Source organism: Nocardioides ganghwensis (genome assembly GCF_014779655.1).
Lineage (GTDB): Bacteria > Actinomycetota > Actinomycetes > Propionibacteriales > Nocardioidaceae > Nocardioides > Nocardioides ganghwensis.
Window position 1 is genome coordinate 1 of sequence record NZ_JACXYX010000023.1, and the last position, 15,713, is coordinate 15,713.

Annotated in this window: 16 protein-coding genes and 1 pseudogene; 8 read left to right on the forward strand and 9 right to left on the reverse strand. The window is 73.2% G+C overall.

All coding sequences use genetic code 11. The annotated features are described in order from the left end of the window. The 4 genes and pseudogenes from IEZ24_RS22620 to IEZ24_RS19855 all read left to right on the forward strand — a co-directional run. Positions 1 to 119: pseudogene (locus tag IEZ24_RS22620) on the forward strand (IS30 family transposase); the annotation flags it as partial. A gap of 119 nt (positions 120 to 238) precedes the next feature. Then, positions 239 to 1,603, forward strand: coding sequence for a hypothetical protein (locus tag IEZ24_RS19845; protein ID WP_129456848.1), 1,365 nt, complete (start codon positions 239 to 241; stop codon positions 1,601 to 1,603). Between the two features lie 24 nt (positions 1,604 to 1,627). Beyond that, positions 1,628 to 1,810: a hypothetical protein gene (locus IEZ24_RS19850; protein ID WP_129456847.1), complete on the forward strand. Its 183-nt coding sequence runs from the start codon at positions 1,628 to 1,630 to the stop codon at positions 1,808 to 1,810. After that, a complete protein-coding gene (locus IEZ24_RS19855; protein WP_129456846.1) occupies positions 1,807 to 2,025 on the forward strand; it encodes an SGNH/GDSL hydrolase family protein in 219 nt (72 codons plus the stop codon). The genes IEZ24_RS19850 and IEZ24_RS19855 overlap by 4 nt, the downstream gene beginning before the upstream one ends. A 72-nt stretch (positions 2,026 to 2,097) precedes the next feature. On the opposite strand, the gene IEZ24_RS19860 is transcribed toward IEZ24_RS19855, so the two are convergent. From IEZ24_RS19860 to IEZ24_RS19885, 6 genes are all read right to left on the reverse strand, one after another. Further along, positions 2,098 to 2,394, reverse strand: a complete 297-nt coding sequence (locus tag IEZ24_RS19860) for a hypothetical protein (protein WP_129456845.1) — start codon at positions 2,392 to 2,394, stop codon at positions 2,098 to 2,100. An 81-nt stretch (positions 2,395 to 2,475) separates the two neighbouring features. After that, positions 2,476 to 3,210 carry a hypothetical protein gene (locus IEZ24_RS19865; protein ID WP_129456844.1) on the reverse strand — a complete coding sequence of 245 codons (735 nt, stop codon included), beginning with the start codon at positions 3,208 to 3,210 and terminating at the stop codon, positions 2,476 to 2,478. Continuing rightward, the gene (locus IEZ24_RS19870; RefSeq protein ID WP_129456843.1) at positions 3,207 to 3,848 is read right to left on the reverse strand and encodes a SatD family protein; all 642 of its coding nucleotides are present in this window, start codon (positions 3,846 to 3,848) and stop codon (positions 3,207 to 3,209) included. Before IEZ24_RS19870 ends, IEZ24_RS19865 begins: the two co-directional genes overlap by 4 nt. A gap of 82 nt (positions 3,849 to 3,930) precedes the next feature. Beyond that, positions 3,931 to 6,921: a bifunctional [glutamine synthetase] adenylyltransferase/[glutamine synthetase]-adenylyl-L-tyrosine phosphorylase gene (locus tag IEZ24_RS19875; protein WP_129456842.1), complete on the reverse strand. Its 2,991-nt coding sequence runs from the start codon at positions 6,919 to 6,921 to the stop codon at positions 3,931 to 3,933. Next, positions 6,918 to 7,664 carry a type 1 glutamine amidotransferase gene (locus IEZ24_RS19880; RefSeq protein WP_129456841.1) on the reverse strand — a complete coding sequence of 249 codons (747 nt, stop codon included), beginning with the start codon at positions 7,662 to 7,664 and terminating at the stop codon, positions 6,918 to 6,920. The genes IEZ24_RS19875 and IEZ24_RS19880 overlap by 4 nt, the downstream gene beginning before the upstream one ends. A gap of 1 nt (position 7,665) precedes the next feature. Next, positions 7,666 to 9,012: a glutamine synthetase family protein gene (locus IEZ24_RS19885; RefSeq protein ID WP_129456840.1), complete on the reverse strand. Its 1,347-nt coding sequence runs from the start codon at positions 9,010 to 9,012 to the stop codon at positions 7,666 to 7,668. A gap of 92 nt (positions 9,013 to 9,104) precedes the next feature. On the opposite strand from IEZ24_RS19885, the gene IEZ24_RS19890 reads away from it, so the two are divergent. Continuing rightward, positions 9,105 to 10,457, forward strand: coding sequence for a M20 family metallopeptidase (locus IEZ24_RS19890; protein ID WP_129456839.1), 1,353 nt, complete (start codon positions 9,105 to 9,107; stop codon positions 10,455 to 10,457). A 2-nt stretch (positions 10,458 to 10,459) separates the two neighbouring features. Then, complete coding sequence (locus IEZ24_RS19895) at positions 10,460 to 12,073, forward strand: AbgT family transporter (protein WP_129456838.1); 1,614 nt, start codon at positions 10,460 to 10,462, stop codon at positions 12,071 to 12,073. Here the strand turns inward: IEZ24_RS19895 and IEZ24_RS19900 are convergent. Together IEZ24_RS19900 and IEZ24_RS19905 are read right to left on the reverse strand one after the other, a co-directional pair. Further along, on the reverse strand, positions 12,070 to 12,678 hold the full coding sequence (locus tag IEZ24_RS19900; RefSeq protein WP_129456837.1) for a hypothetical protein: 609 nt from the start codon (positions 12,676 to 12,678) through the stop codon (positions 12,070 to 12,072). The two genes, IEZ24_RS19895 and IEZ24_RS19900, sit on opposite strands and share 4 nt — an antisense overlap. A gap of 76 nt (positions 12,679 to 12,754) precedes the next feature. Continuing rightward, complete coding sequence (locus IEZ24_RS19905; protein WP_129456836.1) at positions 12,755 to 13,189, reverse strand: hypothetical protein; 435 nt, start codon at positions 13,187 to 13,189, stop codon at positions 12,755 to 12,757. A 101-nt stretch (positions 13,190 to 13,290) separates the two neighbouring features. Here IEZ24_RS19905 and IEZ24_RS19910 point away from each other — a divergent pair, with 101 nt between their 5' ends. Beyond that, on the forward strand, positions 13,291 to 13,992 hold the full coding sequence (locus IEZ24_RS19910) for a response regulator transcription factor (protein ID WP_129456835.1): 702 nt from the start codon (positions 13,291 to 13,293) through the stop codon (positions 13,990 to 13,992). Between the two features lies 1 nt (position 13,993). Next, on the forward strand, positions 13,994 to 15,301 hold the full coding sequence (locus IEZ24_RS19915; RefSeq protein WP_129456834.1) for a sensor histidine kinase: 1,308 nt from the start codon (positions 13,994 to 13,996) through the stop codon (positions 15,299 to 15,301). Positions 15,302 to 15,317: 16 nt separating this feature from the next. Here IEZ24_RS19915 and IEZ24_RS19920 read toward each other — a convergent pair whose 3' ends face one another. Beyond that, positions 15,318 to 15,698, reverse strand: a complete 381-nt coding sequence (locus tag IEZ24_RS19920) for a hypothetical protein (protein WP_129456833.1) — start codon at positions 15,696 to 15,698, stop codon at positions 15,318 to 15,320. Positions 15,699 to 15,713: the final 15 nt, after the last annotated feature.

Consider the following 15,713-nt stretch of genomic DNA (forward strand, 5'->3'; position numbering starts at 1 on the left):
TCACCGACACCGACTGCGAGGCCGTCGCGCTAAAGCTCAACACCAGACCACGCAAGACTCTCGAGTGGCAGACTCCCGGCCAGGCCCTCAACAAGAGGCTCGTTGCAACAGCCGGTTGAACTCGCGCGCGAGCGCAGCGAGCGGCGTGTCGAGACTCTCGACCGTCTGTTCGAAAACAGTTCTCCACAGATCCATCCGCGCAGGTCAGACTGTCGGTTGCCTTCCCTAGGATCGACCCATGACCACCGACCTCACCGACCTCGACGCGACCGGGCTCCTCGCCGCCGCGACCGAGGCCGAACGAACCGCCCGGCTCGGCGAGGTCCACAAGCTCGAGGTCCTTGCCGCCTGGGCGGCGAGCCACTCCACCGATCCCACCGAAGGCCCCGACGGGCACGTCGCCCGCCGGGGCGGAAACGTCCTCAGGCAGCTCGGGGGCGACGGCACCCCCGGCGTGCAGGACTTCTGTCTCGGTGAGATCGCCCTCGCCCGCAGCACCGGCGTCACCGCCACCTCCAACGCCGACGTCCTCGACCTCCAGCACCGCCTCCCCCTGACCTGGGCGGTCTGCCGCCGCGGCGAGTGCGAGCCCTGGACCGCCCGCCGGATCGCGAAGCTCTCCCGCCACCTCTCGCGCGACAACGTCGGCGTCGTCGACCTTGCCATCTCCCGGATGATCTCCCGCGAGTCCGCCGGCCGGGTGCTGCAGGTCGCCGAGGCCAAGATCATCGAGGCCGACCCCGACCTCCACGAGGAGCGCTGCGAGGACGAGCGCCGCCGCCGCTACCTCGGCCTCGGCCGCACCGACGAGCACGGCCTGCGCACCCTCATCGCCCGCCTCGAGGCCGGCGACGCGACCGCGGTGGACGCGACCGTGCACCGCGTCGCGGAGATCATCGCGCCCCGTCACCCCGAGGCCCACCCCGACGAGCTGCGCGCCCTGGCCTTCGGCTGGCTCGCCCGCCCCGCCGAGCTCTTCACCCTGCTGCTCGAGCACGCCGAGACAGAGACCGCGACCGCGACCGAGCCCGTGCCCGGGCAGCCGGAGGCTCCCCCCTCTCGCGCGTACGCGTTCCCAGCCGACCCCCTCGGCGCTCTCCTCGACATGGACCTCTCCCCGCTGAAGCCGAAGGCCGTGCTCCACGTCCACCTCCACGAAGCAGCCCTGCACACTGGCCACGGCGTGGCCCGGGTCGAGGGCCTCGGCCCCCTCACCCTCACCCGCCTCGCCGAGCTCCTGCGCCACCACACCGTCAAGGTGCAACCGGTCAAGGACCTCTCGTCCCGAGTCCGCTGCACCGCCTACGAGCACCCCGAGGCCCTCCGCGACCAGATCCACCTCGTCACCGGCGGCGACTACTGGACCTTCGCCACCTCCACCAGCAGGAGAGTCGACCTCGACCACCCCACCCCCTACCAGCACGGGGATGACACTCGAGAACCTCCGCCGGACCAGACCGGCAGCCACAACTCCGGCCCCCTCGGCCGACGACATCACCGCTGGAAGACCCATGCGGGCTACCGGTCACGCCAGTGCATCCACCCCGAGAAGGCCCGGATGATCCTCGAGGCGCCACCCGGTGTCGACCTCTACGTGGCCTGACGACAGCCCGGATAGCGTGACGCCATGCGCATCGTGTGCCTGGGGGACAGCCACCTCGCGAGGGTCCGGCGCGACCTGCCGGTGCTGGGTCCGGAGGTCTGCAACGCCGCGGAGGGTGGCGCTTCCGCGTTGGACCTCATCGTGCAGGCGACCAGCGCGGGCGTTCGGGAGGACGACCTCGTCGTGGTGTCGACGAGTCCCGCTTGACAAGGTCGGGCGACCGGACGAACGCGGCCCTCGACCAGTACCGGGACGCCGCGATCTCCGTCTGCGACCTTGCCGGCACCCAGGTCGTACGTGCAGAGCGCATCATCGCGCCCCTCGGGCCCGACGCCTTCGTCAGTGACGGCCTCCACCTGAGCGGACGGGCCTACAAGATGGTCCTCCCCGCGATCGCCGAAGCCCTCCGGGCAGGCGCCTGAGGCTGCCGCGCCGGCCGGAGAGGAATCAGCTCGCCTCCTTGCGTCACAGGAGCAGCGGCCACGCCATCACCCTCAGCAGTCCCCACCACCGCCACCGCTGAGGTCGCCGACGCTCCCGCCCTCGAAGCCGCCGGTCATGGCGCGTCCGGTTCCGGCGCCGTCAGGAGGTGGCGAGACGACCGAGGACACGAGCGCTGCCGCGATGCCGGTCACGATCAGGCCGCCCAGCAGGACGACGCCCGCGTCGGCAGCACCACTCGACCGGACCGTCGCGACGACGCACGCGCCCAGCACGGCTGCGGACACCGCGCCGAAGATCGACCATGGTCGCCGCTGGCGCCGCGCGCGGGTGGTTCGCCGGTCACTCATGCACTGAGTGTGCTGCCATGACGCGAGTCCGGCAACGGGAACCGCGACATCCGGGCCAGGCGGCCAAGGCGGCGGTGCCGCTCACGAGACCAGCACGAACGCCCCGAGCGCCACCAGCCACGACGCGAACGACCCGAGCAGGAAGTACTCCGTCATCTCGTGGACCGTCTGCTGCTCGTCGCGCGAGGACAGCTCGGGGAAGCGCAGCAGCCCCTTGGCCGCCACCACCACGCTGGCCGCGGTGACCTGGCCACCGAGCGCGAGGGCGAGGATGAAGACCCGCTCGAGCGGGCCGAGCAGGCGCCCGCCCTTGAGCTGCGTCGGCGGCATCTGGCCGTCGGCGCGCGGGTTGATGGTGCCGGTGGACTTGAGGACCAGCCGGACCAGCACGTTGCCCGTGGAGAGCTGGATCGCGAAGGCGCCGAGCAGCAGCAGGAAGCGGTCGGCCTCCAGGCCCTCGAGCGCCGGCAGCGTCACCGAGTCGAGCCAGCGCCCGAGCTGTCCGCCCGCCTCGGGTGCGAGGCCCGAGCACGCGACCGCGGCGACGAGCGCGACGACGAAGAGCCCGAGCGGCACGCGCGCCGGCTTGGGCCCCGGGTGGCCGAAGCCCCACGTCACCGTCAGCCCCCAGAGGAGGACGACGACCGCGATCACCAGCAGCGCGACGACGTCGCGCCCGGAGGTGAGCCCGGCGAGCACCCCCACGACGAGCGCCGCGAGGGCGCCGACGCACTCGGGCAGGTAGCGCGTACGGCGGACCGCGTGGGTGAGGTCGGTGACGGCGAACCCGATCAGCAGGATCCCGAGCCAGCTCATCGGTCTCCTTCCGGGGCCAGCAGGTCGTGGGCCGCGACGATCGCCGCCAGCCCGTCGGCGCGCACCCGCTGTGACACCGCGGACGCACTGATCCCCAGCGCTTCGGCGAGGTCGCGCTGGGTCTCGTGGGACAGCAGACCACGCAGCACCGACACCGAGCGCTCCGACAGGCCGCTGACCCGCTCGTCGCGCAGGACCAGACCGGCATTCACCAGAGCGGGGTCGGCACCACCCACCGCCCCGTCGGCCACGACGTACGCCGTGCGCAGCCACCTCTGCGCCGGCGTGTCGGCGGCGCGCTCGGCCGCGTCGATCGCCGCGCGAGCGGCCCACCAGCCCGGGCCGTCCTCGATGCCCGCCTCGTCCAGCACCGTGGTCTCGCCCCAGCCGATGCCGTGGCGGACGTCGTAGGTCGGCCACAGCCGCACCCGGACGAGCAGCGTGGCCCGCACGGCCTCCCCCACGGTGGCGAACGTGCCCTGGTACTCGTCGCCCGCGGTGATCCAGAGACGGCGTACGGGCGAGACCATGTCGTTCACCTCGGCGAGCACGCTCCCCAGTCGCTGGTGCAGGTCGCCCCGGTCCTGCGAGGCTCGCGAGCCCACGATGTCCCCGATGAGGGTGGCGACGGCGGTCATCCACCTATCGTGAAGGTCATCGCTTCATTTGTCCAACATTGAAGAACATTGCTTCATCCCGTCACGAGTGAAGTCATGCGCTTCACTCCCAGAACACCCGTTCCACCACCGCGTGCGCCCGGCGGGTCGTGCGGAGGTAGTCGTTGACCATCTGGTCCGACGAGCCCTGCGGATAGCCCAGCACCCCGGCGACCGCGGCCCGCTCCTGAGCATCGCGCGGCAGCTGGTCGTACGGCTTGCCCCGCACGAGCGTCACGGCGTTGCGGACCCGGCTCACCAGCCGCCACGCCTCGGCGAGCGTCCCGGCGTCCTCCGCGGTGATCAGCCCGGCCGCGGCGGCCGCCTCCAGGGCGGGGAGCGTCTGCGGCGTCCGCAGCTCCACGACCCGGCCCGCGTGGCGCATCTGGAGCAGCTGGACCGTCCACTCGACGTCGGCCAGCCCGCCACGGCCGAGCTTGAGGTGGGTGTGCCGGTCGGCTCCCCGGGGCAGTCGCTCGTCGTCGACGCGGGCCTTGATGCGCCGCACCTCCACCACGTCGGCGTCCGGCAGGCCGTCGGCCGGGAAGCGCAGCGGGTCGATCAGCTCGGTGAACCGGGCGCGCAGGGCCTCGTCGCCGGCCACCGCGTCGGCGCGCAGCAGGGCCTGGAACTCCCACACCGACGACCACTTCGCGTAGTAGGCGGCGTACGACTCCACGGTGCGCACCATAGGGCCGTTCTTGCCCTCCGGCCTCAGGTCGGGGTCGACCTCCAGCGGCGGGTCGCTGGCCGGCAGCGACAGCAGCCGCCGCAGCTCCGAGACCACCGCCGTCGCGAAGGACGACGCGGTCTGGGCCTCGACGCCCTCGACCGGCTCGTGCACGAACATCACGTCGGCGTCGCTGCCGTAGGAGAGCTCGAACCCGCCGTAGCGTCCCATCGCGATGACCGCGATCCGGCTCGGCGCGGCGTCGAGGCCGCGCTGGCGGCGTACGGACTCGGTGGCGATGTCGAGCGTGGCCTGCAGGGTCGCGTCGGTGAGCCGGCTCAGGCCCTGCCCGACCAGGGCGACGTCGGTGCCGGCCACGAGCTCGCCGCACGCGATGCGCAGCAGCTCGCGGCGGCGCACGGCCCGCACCGCGACGGCCGCGGCCTCGGGCGTCTCGGCCCGCTCGACCAGCGCCTGCATCTCGGTGAGCACGGCCTCGGCGCTCAGCGGGACGAGCGACTCCCCCAGCATCTTCACGCCCTGCGGCTCCCGCTCGAGCAGGTCCGTGGCGTAGCGCGACGTGCCGAGGATGGCGGCGAGCCGCTGGGCGACCTCCCCCTCGTCGCGCAGCATCGTGAGGTACCACGGCGTACGCCCCAGGCTCTCGCTGATCCGGCGGAACCCGAACAGCCCTGCGTCGGGGTCGGGCGAGTCGGCGAACCACTCCAGCAGCACCGGCAGCAGGGTCCGCTGGATGTCGGAGGTGCGCGAGACCCCGCTGGTCAGCGCCTCGAGGTGGCGCAGCGCTGCCCGGGGGTCGGCGTAGCCGAGCGCGGCCAGGCGCTCCTCGGCGGCCTCCAGCGACAGCCGGGCCTCGGGGCCCGCCAGCTTGGCGACGGCGCCCAGCAGCGGCCGGTAGAAGAGCTTCTCGTGGAGCCGGCGCACCTCGCGGCGGTGGTAGCGCCACTGCTTGTCGAGCTGCGCGGCCGGCTCCGACAGGTGGCCGAGCGAGCGACCGAGCCGCCGCAGGGAGGCCTCGTCCTCGGGGACCACGTGCGTACGCCGGAGCTGGTGCAGCTGGATGCGGTGCTCCAGCGTGCGCAGGAAGGAGTACGCCTCGTGGAGCCGCTCGCCGTCCTCGCGGCCGACGTAACCGCCCTGCGTCAGCGCGGCCAGCGCACTGAGGGTCGCGCCCTCGCGGAGGGAGGTGTCGGCCCGTCCGTGGACCAGCTGGAGCAGCTGCACCGCGAACTCGACGTCGCGCAGCCCGCCGGACCCGAGCTTGAGCTGGCGCTCGGCCTCGTGGGCGGGGATGTGGTCGATCACCCGGCGCCGCATCGCCTGGACGTCGGCGACGAAGCCGTCCCGCTCGGCCGCGCTCCACACCAGCGGGGCGACCATCTCGCAGTAGCGCCGGCCCAGGTCGGGGTCGCCGGCCACCGGCCTGGCCTTGAGCAGCGCCTGGAACTCCCAGGTCTTGGCCCACTTCTCGTAGTAGCCCTGGTGGCTGGCCAGCGTCCGGACCAGCGGGCCCTGGCTTCCCTCGGGGCGCAGGTTGGCGTCGACCGGCCAGATGGTGCCCTCGCGCGTGTGGTCGGAGCAGATCCGCATCAGCTGCGAGGCGAGCTGTGTCGCCGCCCGCAGCGCGGTGCCGTCGTCGACCTCCCCGGACTCCGAGGCAGCGGGCTCGTAGACGAAGACCACGTCGACGTCGGAGATGTAGTTGAGCTCGTGGCCGCCGCACTTGCCCATCGCGATCACGGCGAGCCGCGCGGCGCGCGCGGTCTCCCCCACCCGCGCCCGGGCGATCGCCAGGGCTGCGTCGAGCGTCGCGGCGGCGAGGTCGGAGATCTCGGCGGCGGCGTCGTCGATGCCGACGTGGTGGGCGAGGTCGCGCGAGGCGAGCCGCAGCAGGATCCGGCGGTACTCCACCCGCAACGCGTCGACCGCCTCCGCGTCCGGCAGCCCCGCGACCGGCTCGGCGGCGTGGGGGTCGGCGCCCACGGCGGTCAGCATCGCCTCGCGCACGGCGTACGCCGGGGGGCGGGTGGTGCCCAGCGTCGGGTCGGTGAGCTCGCGCCAGTGCTCGGGGTGGCGGACGAGGTGGTGGGTGAGGGCGGCGCTCGCGCCCAGCACGCTGCACAGCCGCATGGCCGTGCCCTCGTCGTCGGCCACCTCCGCGAGCATCTCGCGGCCCGCGCCCTCGACGTCCTCGTCGAGCACCTCGGCGAGGCGCAGCAGGCCCTCGAGGGCGGCGTCGGGGTCCGCGGTCGCCGCGAGCTTGTCGGTCAGCGGACGGCCGGCGTCACCGAGCCGCTCGATGCCGCGCGCGGCTGCGGCGCCGTCGACGAACCCCTTGCGCACGTAGGAACCACTCGAGCTCATCGCCCCGCCTCCACCGTGTGGGCTGCCGCGATGGCCGCGAAGCGGGCCGCCAGCGGCTGCCAGTACGCCGCGAGCGCGGGCCCCGCCTCCTCGATGGCCGCGAGCACGGACCCCTCGTCGAAGCCGCGCGCCACCTCGTCCTCCCGGTCGGTCTCGACCCACCGCCGGATGATGCCGGCGTCGGCCTCGGGGTGGGCCTGGATGCCCCACGCGCGCGGGCCGAAGCGCGCGACCTGCACCTCGCCACCCGGCGAGCGCGCGAGCACCACGGCACCCTCGGGGAGCGTCACCACGACGTCGTTGTTCCAGTGGATCGCCCGCACGCCGCCGGGACGTCCCGCGACGTGCCCGCCGACCCAGTCGTCCGCGGCCGCCTCCTCGGTCCAGCCGACCGGTTGGAGCCCGACGGTCTGACCGCGCGGGTTGGGCTCGACCACGCCTCCCAGCGCGGCGGCGACGAGTTGGTGCCCCAGGCAGATCCCCAGCAGCGGCGTCCCGTGCTCCACCGCGTCACGGGTGCCCGCCTTGAGCGGCGCCAGCCACGGGTGTGCGTCGTCGTCGTTCGCACCCATCTCCCCGCCCAGCACGAGCACCCCGTCGTACGCCGTCAGCGCCGGCAGCGCGTCACCGGCGTACGGCCGGCACACCTCCAGCACGCACCCGGCGCCGACCAGCCAGTCCCCGAACAGGGCGGGCGGGCAGGAGTCCTCGTGCTCGACGGCCAGGATGCGGGGACCCGCCATCTCAGAGGACCGGCAGCATCCGGTCGCGCTCGTAGGCGGAGACCTGGGTGCGGTACTCCTCCCACTCCGCGCGCTTGTTGCGCAGGAAGAAGTCGAAGACGTGCTCACCCAGCGTCTCGGCGAGGAGCTCGGAGTCCTCGGCGATGCCGATCGCGTCCCACAGGCTGCGCGGCAGCGGCGTGATGCCGAGCGCCTTGCGCTCGCGCTCGGTGAGCGACCAGACGTCGTCCTCGGCCTCGCGCGGCAGCTCGTAGCCCTCCTCGATGCCCTTCATGCCGGCGCCCAGGACGACGGCGAAGGCGAGGTAGGGGTTGCAGGCGGCGTCGATGGTGCGCAGCTCGATGCGGGTCGACTGGCCCTTGTTGGGCTTGTACATCGGGACCCGGACCATCGCGGACCGGTTGTTGTGGCCCCAGCACACCCCGGACGGGGCCTCGCCGCCGCCGAGCAGGCGCTTGTAGGAGTTGACCCACTGGTTGGTGACGACGCTGATCTCGCTCGCGTGGCGCAGGATGCCCGCGATGAACTGGCGTCCGGTCTTCGACAGCTGGTACTCGGCACCGGCCTCGAAGAAGGCGTTGCGGTCGCCCTCGAACAGCGACACGTGCGTGTGCATGCCCGAGCCCGGGTGGGTCGTGTAGGGCTTGGGCATGAAGGAGGCCCAGATGCCCTGGCCGAGGGCCACCTCCCGGATGACGGTGCGGAAGGTCATGATGTTGTCGGCGGTGGTGAGCGCGTCGGCGTAGCGCAGGTCGATCTCCTGCTGGCCGGGCCCGCCCTCGTGGTGGCTGAACTCCACCGAGATGCCCATCGCCTCGAGCATCGTGATCGCCTCGCGGCGGAAGTCGGCGCCGCGCGACTGCGCGGTGTGGTCGAAGAAGCCGCTGCGGTCGACCGGCTGCGGCTCGTCGCCCTTCCCGGGCATGTCCTTGAACAGGTAGAACTCGATCTCGGGGTGCGTGTAGAACGTGAACCCGCGATCGGCCGCCTTGCTGAGCGTGCGCTTGAGGACGTGCCGCGGGTCGGCGTACGACGGGCTGCCGTCGGGCATCACGATGTCGCAGAACATCCGGGCCGTCGCCGGTCCGCCGTCGTCGCCGGTGCGCCACGGCAGGATCTGGAACGTCGAGGCGTCGGGGTGGGCGAGCATGTCGGACTCGTAGACGCGGGCGAAGCCCTCGATGGCCGACCCGTCGAAGCCGATGCCCTCCTCGAAGGCGTTCTCCAGCTCGGCCGGGGCCACGCTCACGCTCTTGAGGAAGCCCAGCACGTCGGTGAACCACAGCCGGACGAACCGGACGTCACGCTCCTCGAGCGCGCGGAGTACGAAGTCCTCTTGCTTGCCCATGGCCCACAGCCTAGGGGGCACCGGTGGTGTTACCGTCGCCGGACCAGCCGCCCGACTCGGGCCCGCTCACCACGGGAAAGGGACGCTGCACGATGAACCCCACCCATCACCTGCCCTCGGACACCACCGCACCCACGCCGCCGGACGGGTTCCTCCTCGCCCACCTGGCCGAGGAGACCGCACGACTGGCCCGTACGGCCCGCGCCCCGGAGGCCACCACGGCCGGTGCGGACGAGGACCTCCTCGGCGCAGTCCGCGACGCGGTCGACGACCTCGGCCCGACCCTGCTGGCCGCGAGCCACGACCTGTCCGCCCACCCGGAGGTCTCCTTCGAGGAGCACCGTTCCGCGGCAGCCCTCGCCGACCTCGTCGAGGCCCGGGGCATCGAGGTCGTCCGGGAGGCCCACGGCCTGCCCACCGCACTGCGCGCCGAGATCGGCGACCCCGGCGGCCCCACCATCGCGGTGCTCTCGGAGTACGACGCCCTGCCGGGCATCGGCCACGGCTGCGGCCACAACGTGATCGCCACGGCCGGCCTGGGCGCGTTCCTCGCCCTCGCCGCCGTCCGGGACCGGCTCCCCGGCCGGGTGGTCTGGCTCGGCACGCCCGCCGAGGAGGGTGGCGGCGGCAAGGAGATCATGGCCGGCCACGGCGCCTTCGACGGTGTCGACGCCGCCCTCATGGTGCACCCGTTCACCTATGACATCGCCGAGCCGCTCTTCCTCGGCCGCCGCCAGCTCCGGGCCACGTTCACCGGCGTGACCTCGCACGCGTCGGCCCAGCCGTTCATGGGCCGCAACGCCCTCGACGCGGTCAACCTGATGTACACCGGCGTGGGGCTGCACCGCCAGCAGATGCCGCCGACCGACCGCGTGCACGGGGTCGTCACCGCCGGCGGCGAACGCCCCAACGTCATCCCCGAGCACGCCGAGATGCTGTTCTACCTGCGCAGCGAGCACCCCGAGGGCCTCGCCGTCCTGAGCGACCGGCTCGGCGACATCGCGCGGGGCGCGGCCCTGATGACCGGCTGCGGGGTCGAGCTCTCGTGGGACGAGGCCCCGGCCTACCTCCCCGTCCGCGGCAACGGGCCGCTGGCCGCCGCCTGGACGACCCGCTACGGCCAGCGCGGGCGTACGGTCCTCCCGCCGGGCGTGGTGCCACGCATGTTCGCCGGGTCGACCGACTTCGGCAACGTCTCCTACCGCATGCCGGGCGTGCACGCGATGGTGCGGATCACCGACGCCGACCTGTCCCTGCACACCCGCGTGTTCGCCGAGGCCGCCGTCAGCGAGGAGGCGGACCGGGTCGTGCTCGACTCCGCCTGGGCCCTGGCGGCCGTGTCGGCGGACTGGCTGTGCGACCCGGACCTGCGCCGCGCGGCGGCCGCGGACTTCGAGGCCGCCGGCGGCGCCGTCGACGTCCCGTCCTACTTCGGGGAGGTCTGACGATGACGACCACCGCCACCCCGACGTCGCGCACCGACCGGGCCCTCGCGGCCGTGGAGCGCGTCGGCAACCGTCTCCCCGACCCATTCCTGCTGTTCCTCGGCCTGTTCCTGCTCGTCGGCGTCATCTCCACCGCACTGCAGCTCGCCGGCACCTCGGTGACCATCCCGGGCGCGGAGGAGGAGACCGTCGTGCGCGGGCTCTTCACCGGCGAGGGCCTCGCCTGGCTGACGGTCAACCTCGGCGCCAACTTCATCGGCTTCCCGCCGCTGGTGACGGTCGTGACGATCCTGCTCGCCGTCACCGTCGCCGAACGCACCGGCCTGCTCTCCGCGGCGATCCGGGCCAGCCTCGGTTCGGCGCCGCGCTGGCTCCTGCCGTACGCGGTGGGCTTCGTCGGCGTGAACGCGTCGGTGATGGCCGACGCCGCCTTCATCGTCGTCCCGCCGCTGGCGGCGATGGTGTTCAAGGCCGCTGGCCGGCATCCGATCGCGGGCCTCGTCGGCGGATTCGCCGCGGTCGGCGCGGGCTACTCGACCTCGATGCTCGTCACCAGTCTCGACGCGCTCTTCGCCGGCATCACCAGCTCGGTCACGGGCGCCCTGCCGCAGGCCGGTGCAGCGGTGACCCCTGTCTCGAACCTGTGGTTCAACATGGTCTCCTCGGTCGTGCTGGCCCTCGTCGCCGGCCTCGTGATCGACCGGCTCGTCGAGCCCCGGCTGGTCCGGGAGGGCGCGCCGGTCGACATGGTCGACCAGGAGGACGCCGGTGCGACGCTCGAGAGTGCTCCCGCGGCCGAGGACGACGTGGCGCCGGCGCTGCGCGCGACCCCGACCGAGCTCTCGCCCGACCTCGAGCCGGCCGAACGACGCGGACTGCGGGTCGCCGGGCTGGTGTTCCTCGTCCTGGCGGCGGTCGTCGTGGCCGCCGTGCTCCCCGGTGGGTCGCCGTGGCGCAACGACGACGGCGCCTTCCTGCCCGAGTCCCCGCTGCTCGACTCGACTGTCTTCATCGTCTTCGTGCTGTTCCTCGGCCCCGCGCTGGCCTACGGCTTCGTGAGCGGGTCGCTGCGCGAGGCCGCCGACGTGCCGAAGGTGATGGGCCTGGGCATCAAGGACATGGCCGCCTTCATCGTGCTGGCGTTCATGCTGGGGCAGTTCATCGCACTCTTCAACTGGACCAACGTCGGCTCGGCGCTCGCCGTCGCAGGCGCCGACGGGCTCGAGTCGATCGGGTTGACCGGCTATCCCGCCATCCTCGGCTTCATCCTGCTGGCGTCGGTGCTCAACCTGTTCATCGTCAGCGGGTCGTCCATGTGGACGCTGATGGGCGCGGTCTTCGTGCCGCTGTTCGCGCTGCTGGGCTACGAGCCCGGGTTCGTGCAGGCCGCGTTCCGCGTCGGCGACTCCGCCACCCAGGTCATCACCCCGATGAACCCCTACATCTGGATCTTCCTGGTGATGCTCAAGCGCTACGAGCCCGAGGCCGGACTCGGCACCGTCATCTCCCGGATGATCCCGTTCGTCGTCCCCTTCTGGATCTCCTGGGTCACGGTGCTCACGGTGTTCTACCTCACCGGAGCCGACGTCGGCCCCGGAGTCGGCATCCGGATCTAACGGCAGATGTTGACGTCCTGCGAGCCGAGGACGCCGCCCCAGACCTCGCGCATCGGCGGGAGCCAGCTCTGGGTCGTCGGCACGAAGGCGATGCTGCCGGCCACCTTCTTCCTCACGCCGTCCACGCGGACCTTCTCGACGACGAGCGGGACGGTCACCTCGCGGCTGCGTACGCCCTCCCAGCAGGCGGACGCCTTCCTCTTCGTCACGGCCTCCTCGAGGGTGACGGTGTCGCCGACGCCCTCGCCGTTGTAGCGCCACGCGACGGTCGTGGCGTAGCCGGTGTGGCCCTCCCACGGGGCGCGGACGGTGACGGACATCCCCCACGTACGCCTCGTCGCGACGCGGAACGTGACCCGGCCGTCGCGCACCTCCTTGGCCTGGGACTGCCAGACGTGGACGACGTCGGCGTCGAGGGTGCTGCGGGCGTTGACGAGCTGGACCTGGCAGCCCTCGCAGTCGTCGACGGTGAACGTGAGGGTCGTACGCGCCGCCGCGCGGTCCTGGACCTGCGCGTGGGCGGAGGGTGCCGTGGCGGCCAGCGATCCCGCGAGCAGGGCGGCGCCGGCGATCGTCGACGTGAGCTGGGTGGTGCGGATGGTCATGTCTGTCTCCCCGTGTGGTGTCTGTCGCTGACTGGACGCAGCCCACGTCGTGGAGGTTGCACCGGATCCGGATGGTTCAGTCGTCGTCGCCGAGGGTGTTGCGCTCGAGCTCGGCCAGGGTGGGGCGGCCGCGGTTGCAGAAGACCTCGAGGTCGACGGAGTTGCGGCCGTCGCTGAAGACGGCGTCGACGTCGTCGTCGGGCCCCTTCTCCCAGCTGACGATGCGCCAGCCGTCGTCCTTGTCGGGGCGTACGCCGACGCCGTAGGCCCACGTGTCCCGGCACTCGACCAGAAAGGCGCCCCACTCCCCCGCGATCTCGTCCGACACCGCCGGCCCGTCGGGCTCGGGCACGGAGGTGGCCTGCACCGACACGTCGCGCGCGACCTCGTCGCCGACCGGTCCCCGGTCGCGGATGGTGGCGCCGACGGTGGAGACCGCGAGGACCCCGGCGACCACCGCGACGACGGTGGTCGCGGCCCACAGGCCCACGAGCAGCATCCGACGTCTCACCCGCCCATCGTGCCCTCCCCCGTGTCAGCGCGAGGTGAGGTGAGGGTTAAGGCGCGGTTAAGGCGTGCGGCCGGCGCGGCAGCGGGCGGTACGGTCGCGGCGTGGCCGAGGTGCTGATCATCGAGGACGACGACCGGATCCGGCCGTTGCTGGTGCGCGGGCTGCGCGAGTGCGGGCACACCGTCACGTCCGCCCCCACCGGGATGTCCGGGTTGCAGCTGGCCGTGGACTCCGCCCCCGACCTGGTCGTGCTCGACCTCGGCCTCCCCGACGTCGACGGCACGCAGGTGCTCTCGATGCTGCGGGCGGTGAGCCAGGTGCCGGTGATCATCGCCAGCGCCCGGGCGGACGACCCGTCGCTCGTCGGGGCGCTCGACGCCGGCGCCGACGACTACGTCGTGAAGCCGTTCACCAGCGCCCAGCTCGACGCCCGCGTCCGCGCCGTCCTGCGCCGGGTGGAGGCGGGCAGGCAGCGACCCGCCACGATCGCCGTCGGCGACCTGACCGTCGACCTCGCCGGGCGCCGCGTGCACCTCGACGGCGCAGAGGTCGACCTCACGCCGCGCGAGTTCGACCTGCTCGCCCACCTCGCCGAGCGGCCGGGCGAGGTGGTCACCAAGCGCGACCTGCTGGTCGAGGTGTGGCGCCAGCCGTGGGGTGGCTCCGACAAGACCGTCGACGTCCACCTGTCGTGGCTGCGCCGCAAGCTCGGCGAGACCGCCGCCGCCCCGCGCTACCTGACCACGGTGCGCGGCGTCGGCGTACGGCTCGCAGCGCCGGACGCCGGGGACGGGGACGGCTGAGGTGCGCCGCAGCCTGCTGGTCACCGCGGCCGCGGCCGTCTCGATGGTGCTGCTGGCGATGCTCGTGCCGATGGCGATCCTGGTGCGGAGCTACGCCCTCGAGGACCGGCTGGCGCGCGCAGCGCTGGAGGTGCAGGCCGTCGAGACCGTGGTGTCCGGGCAGGACGCCGGTGCGGTCGGGCAGTACGTCGACCGGTTCAACGACGCCCGCGAGCACACCCGGGTGACCGTGCTCTACCCCAACGGGGTGGAGATCGGTCCCGACCGCGGGCAGGACGGGCTCGTGCTCGACGCCCGCAACACCGGCCGTGCGCGCGTCGACGACGTCCCGGGCGGGTCGCAGATCCTCGTCCCGGTCTCGCGCGGCGGCAACTCCGCGCTCCCCTCGCTGACCCCCGTCATCCGGGTCGTCGTCGACGAGCCCGGTCTCGACTCGGTGGTCGGCGTGGCCTGGGGGCTGCTGGGCCTGCTCGCGCTGGCGCTGCTGGCCGGGTCCCTCGTCGTGGTCGACCGGCTCGGGCGGTCGTTCGTGCAGCCGATCCGGCAGCTGGCCGACCACACCCAGTCGTTGGGGAGCACGAGCACCGTCGCGCCGGTGGCCCCCGTCGCGTCGGTGACCGGGCCGCCCGAGGTGCAGGAGCTCGCCGGGGCGGTCGACCGGCTGGTCGGGCGCATCCAGCTGCTGCTGGCGCGCGAGCGCGAGAACGTCGCCGACCTGTCCCACCGGCTGCGCACCCCGGTCACCGCGCTCCGCCTGCGCGTCGAGACCGTCGACGACCCCGACCTGCGCGAACGCCTCGGCGGTGACCTCGACGCCCTGCAGGCCACCGTCGACGAGATCGTCCGCGAGGCCCGCCGGTCCGAGCGCGAGGGGCTCGACCCACGCACCGACGCGGTCGCGGTGATCTCCGAGCGCGTACGCCACTGGGCGCCGCTCGCCGAGGACCAGGGCCGGGCCTACGACCTCGACCTGGCCCCGGCGGGGCCGCTCCTGCGCGCCAGCCGCGCCGACCTGGAGGCGCTCGTCGACGTGCTCCTCGACAACGTCTTCTCCCACACCCCCGACGACGCCGCCGTACGCATCACGCTGACTGCGGCACCCGACCTCGTCGAGCTCGTGGTGGAGGACGCCGGCCCCGGCCTGCCCGCCGGCCTGGACGCCACCGGGCGCGGGGAGAGCGGCGCCGGCTCCACGGGGCTGGGCCTGTCGATCGCGTCCCGTACGGCCGCGGAGTGCGGGGGCGGGCTCACGACGGGCCCCTCGGACATGGGCGGAGCCCGGGTCGCCGTCTCCCTCCGGACGGCCTGACCCGGGCTCCGGTTGCTCAGCGCAGCGTGACCTTCAGCGAGCAGGACGACCCGCCGGCGGGGGTCACTGTCAGCCTGAAGGTGTCCTCCCCGGCGGTGTTGCGGCGGAAGGTGTCGAGGTCGAGCTCGCCCTCGCCGTCGGCGCGCAGGACCCGCGAGGTCGCGACCGTGCCGTCGTGGCGGATCGTGACCCGCCACTCGCTGCCCGCGCGCGCCCTGTCGATGTCGGCGTCGACCTCGAAGCCACCGCGCTCGCGGTCGACGTCGAGCTCGTACGTCGCGCCGGCGCAGGTCCCGCGCCGCTCGACGTCGGCGCTGGCGGGCGCCGCGACGAGGACGGTGGCGCCGGCCGCGGCGGTGGCGGCGAGGGCGGTGCCGGCGATGAGCGTCTTCTTCATGTGGGTCTCCTCAGG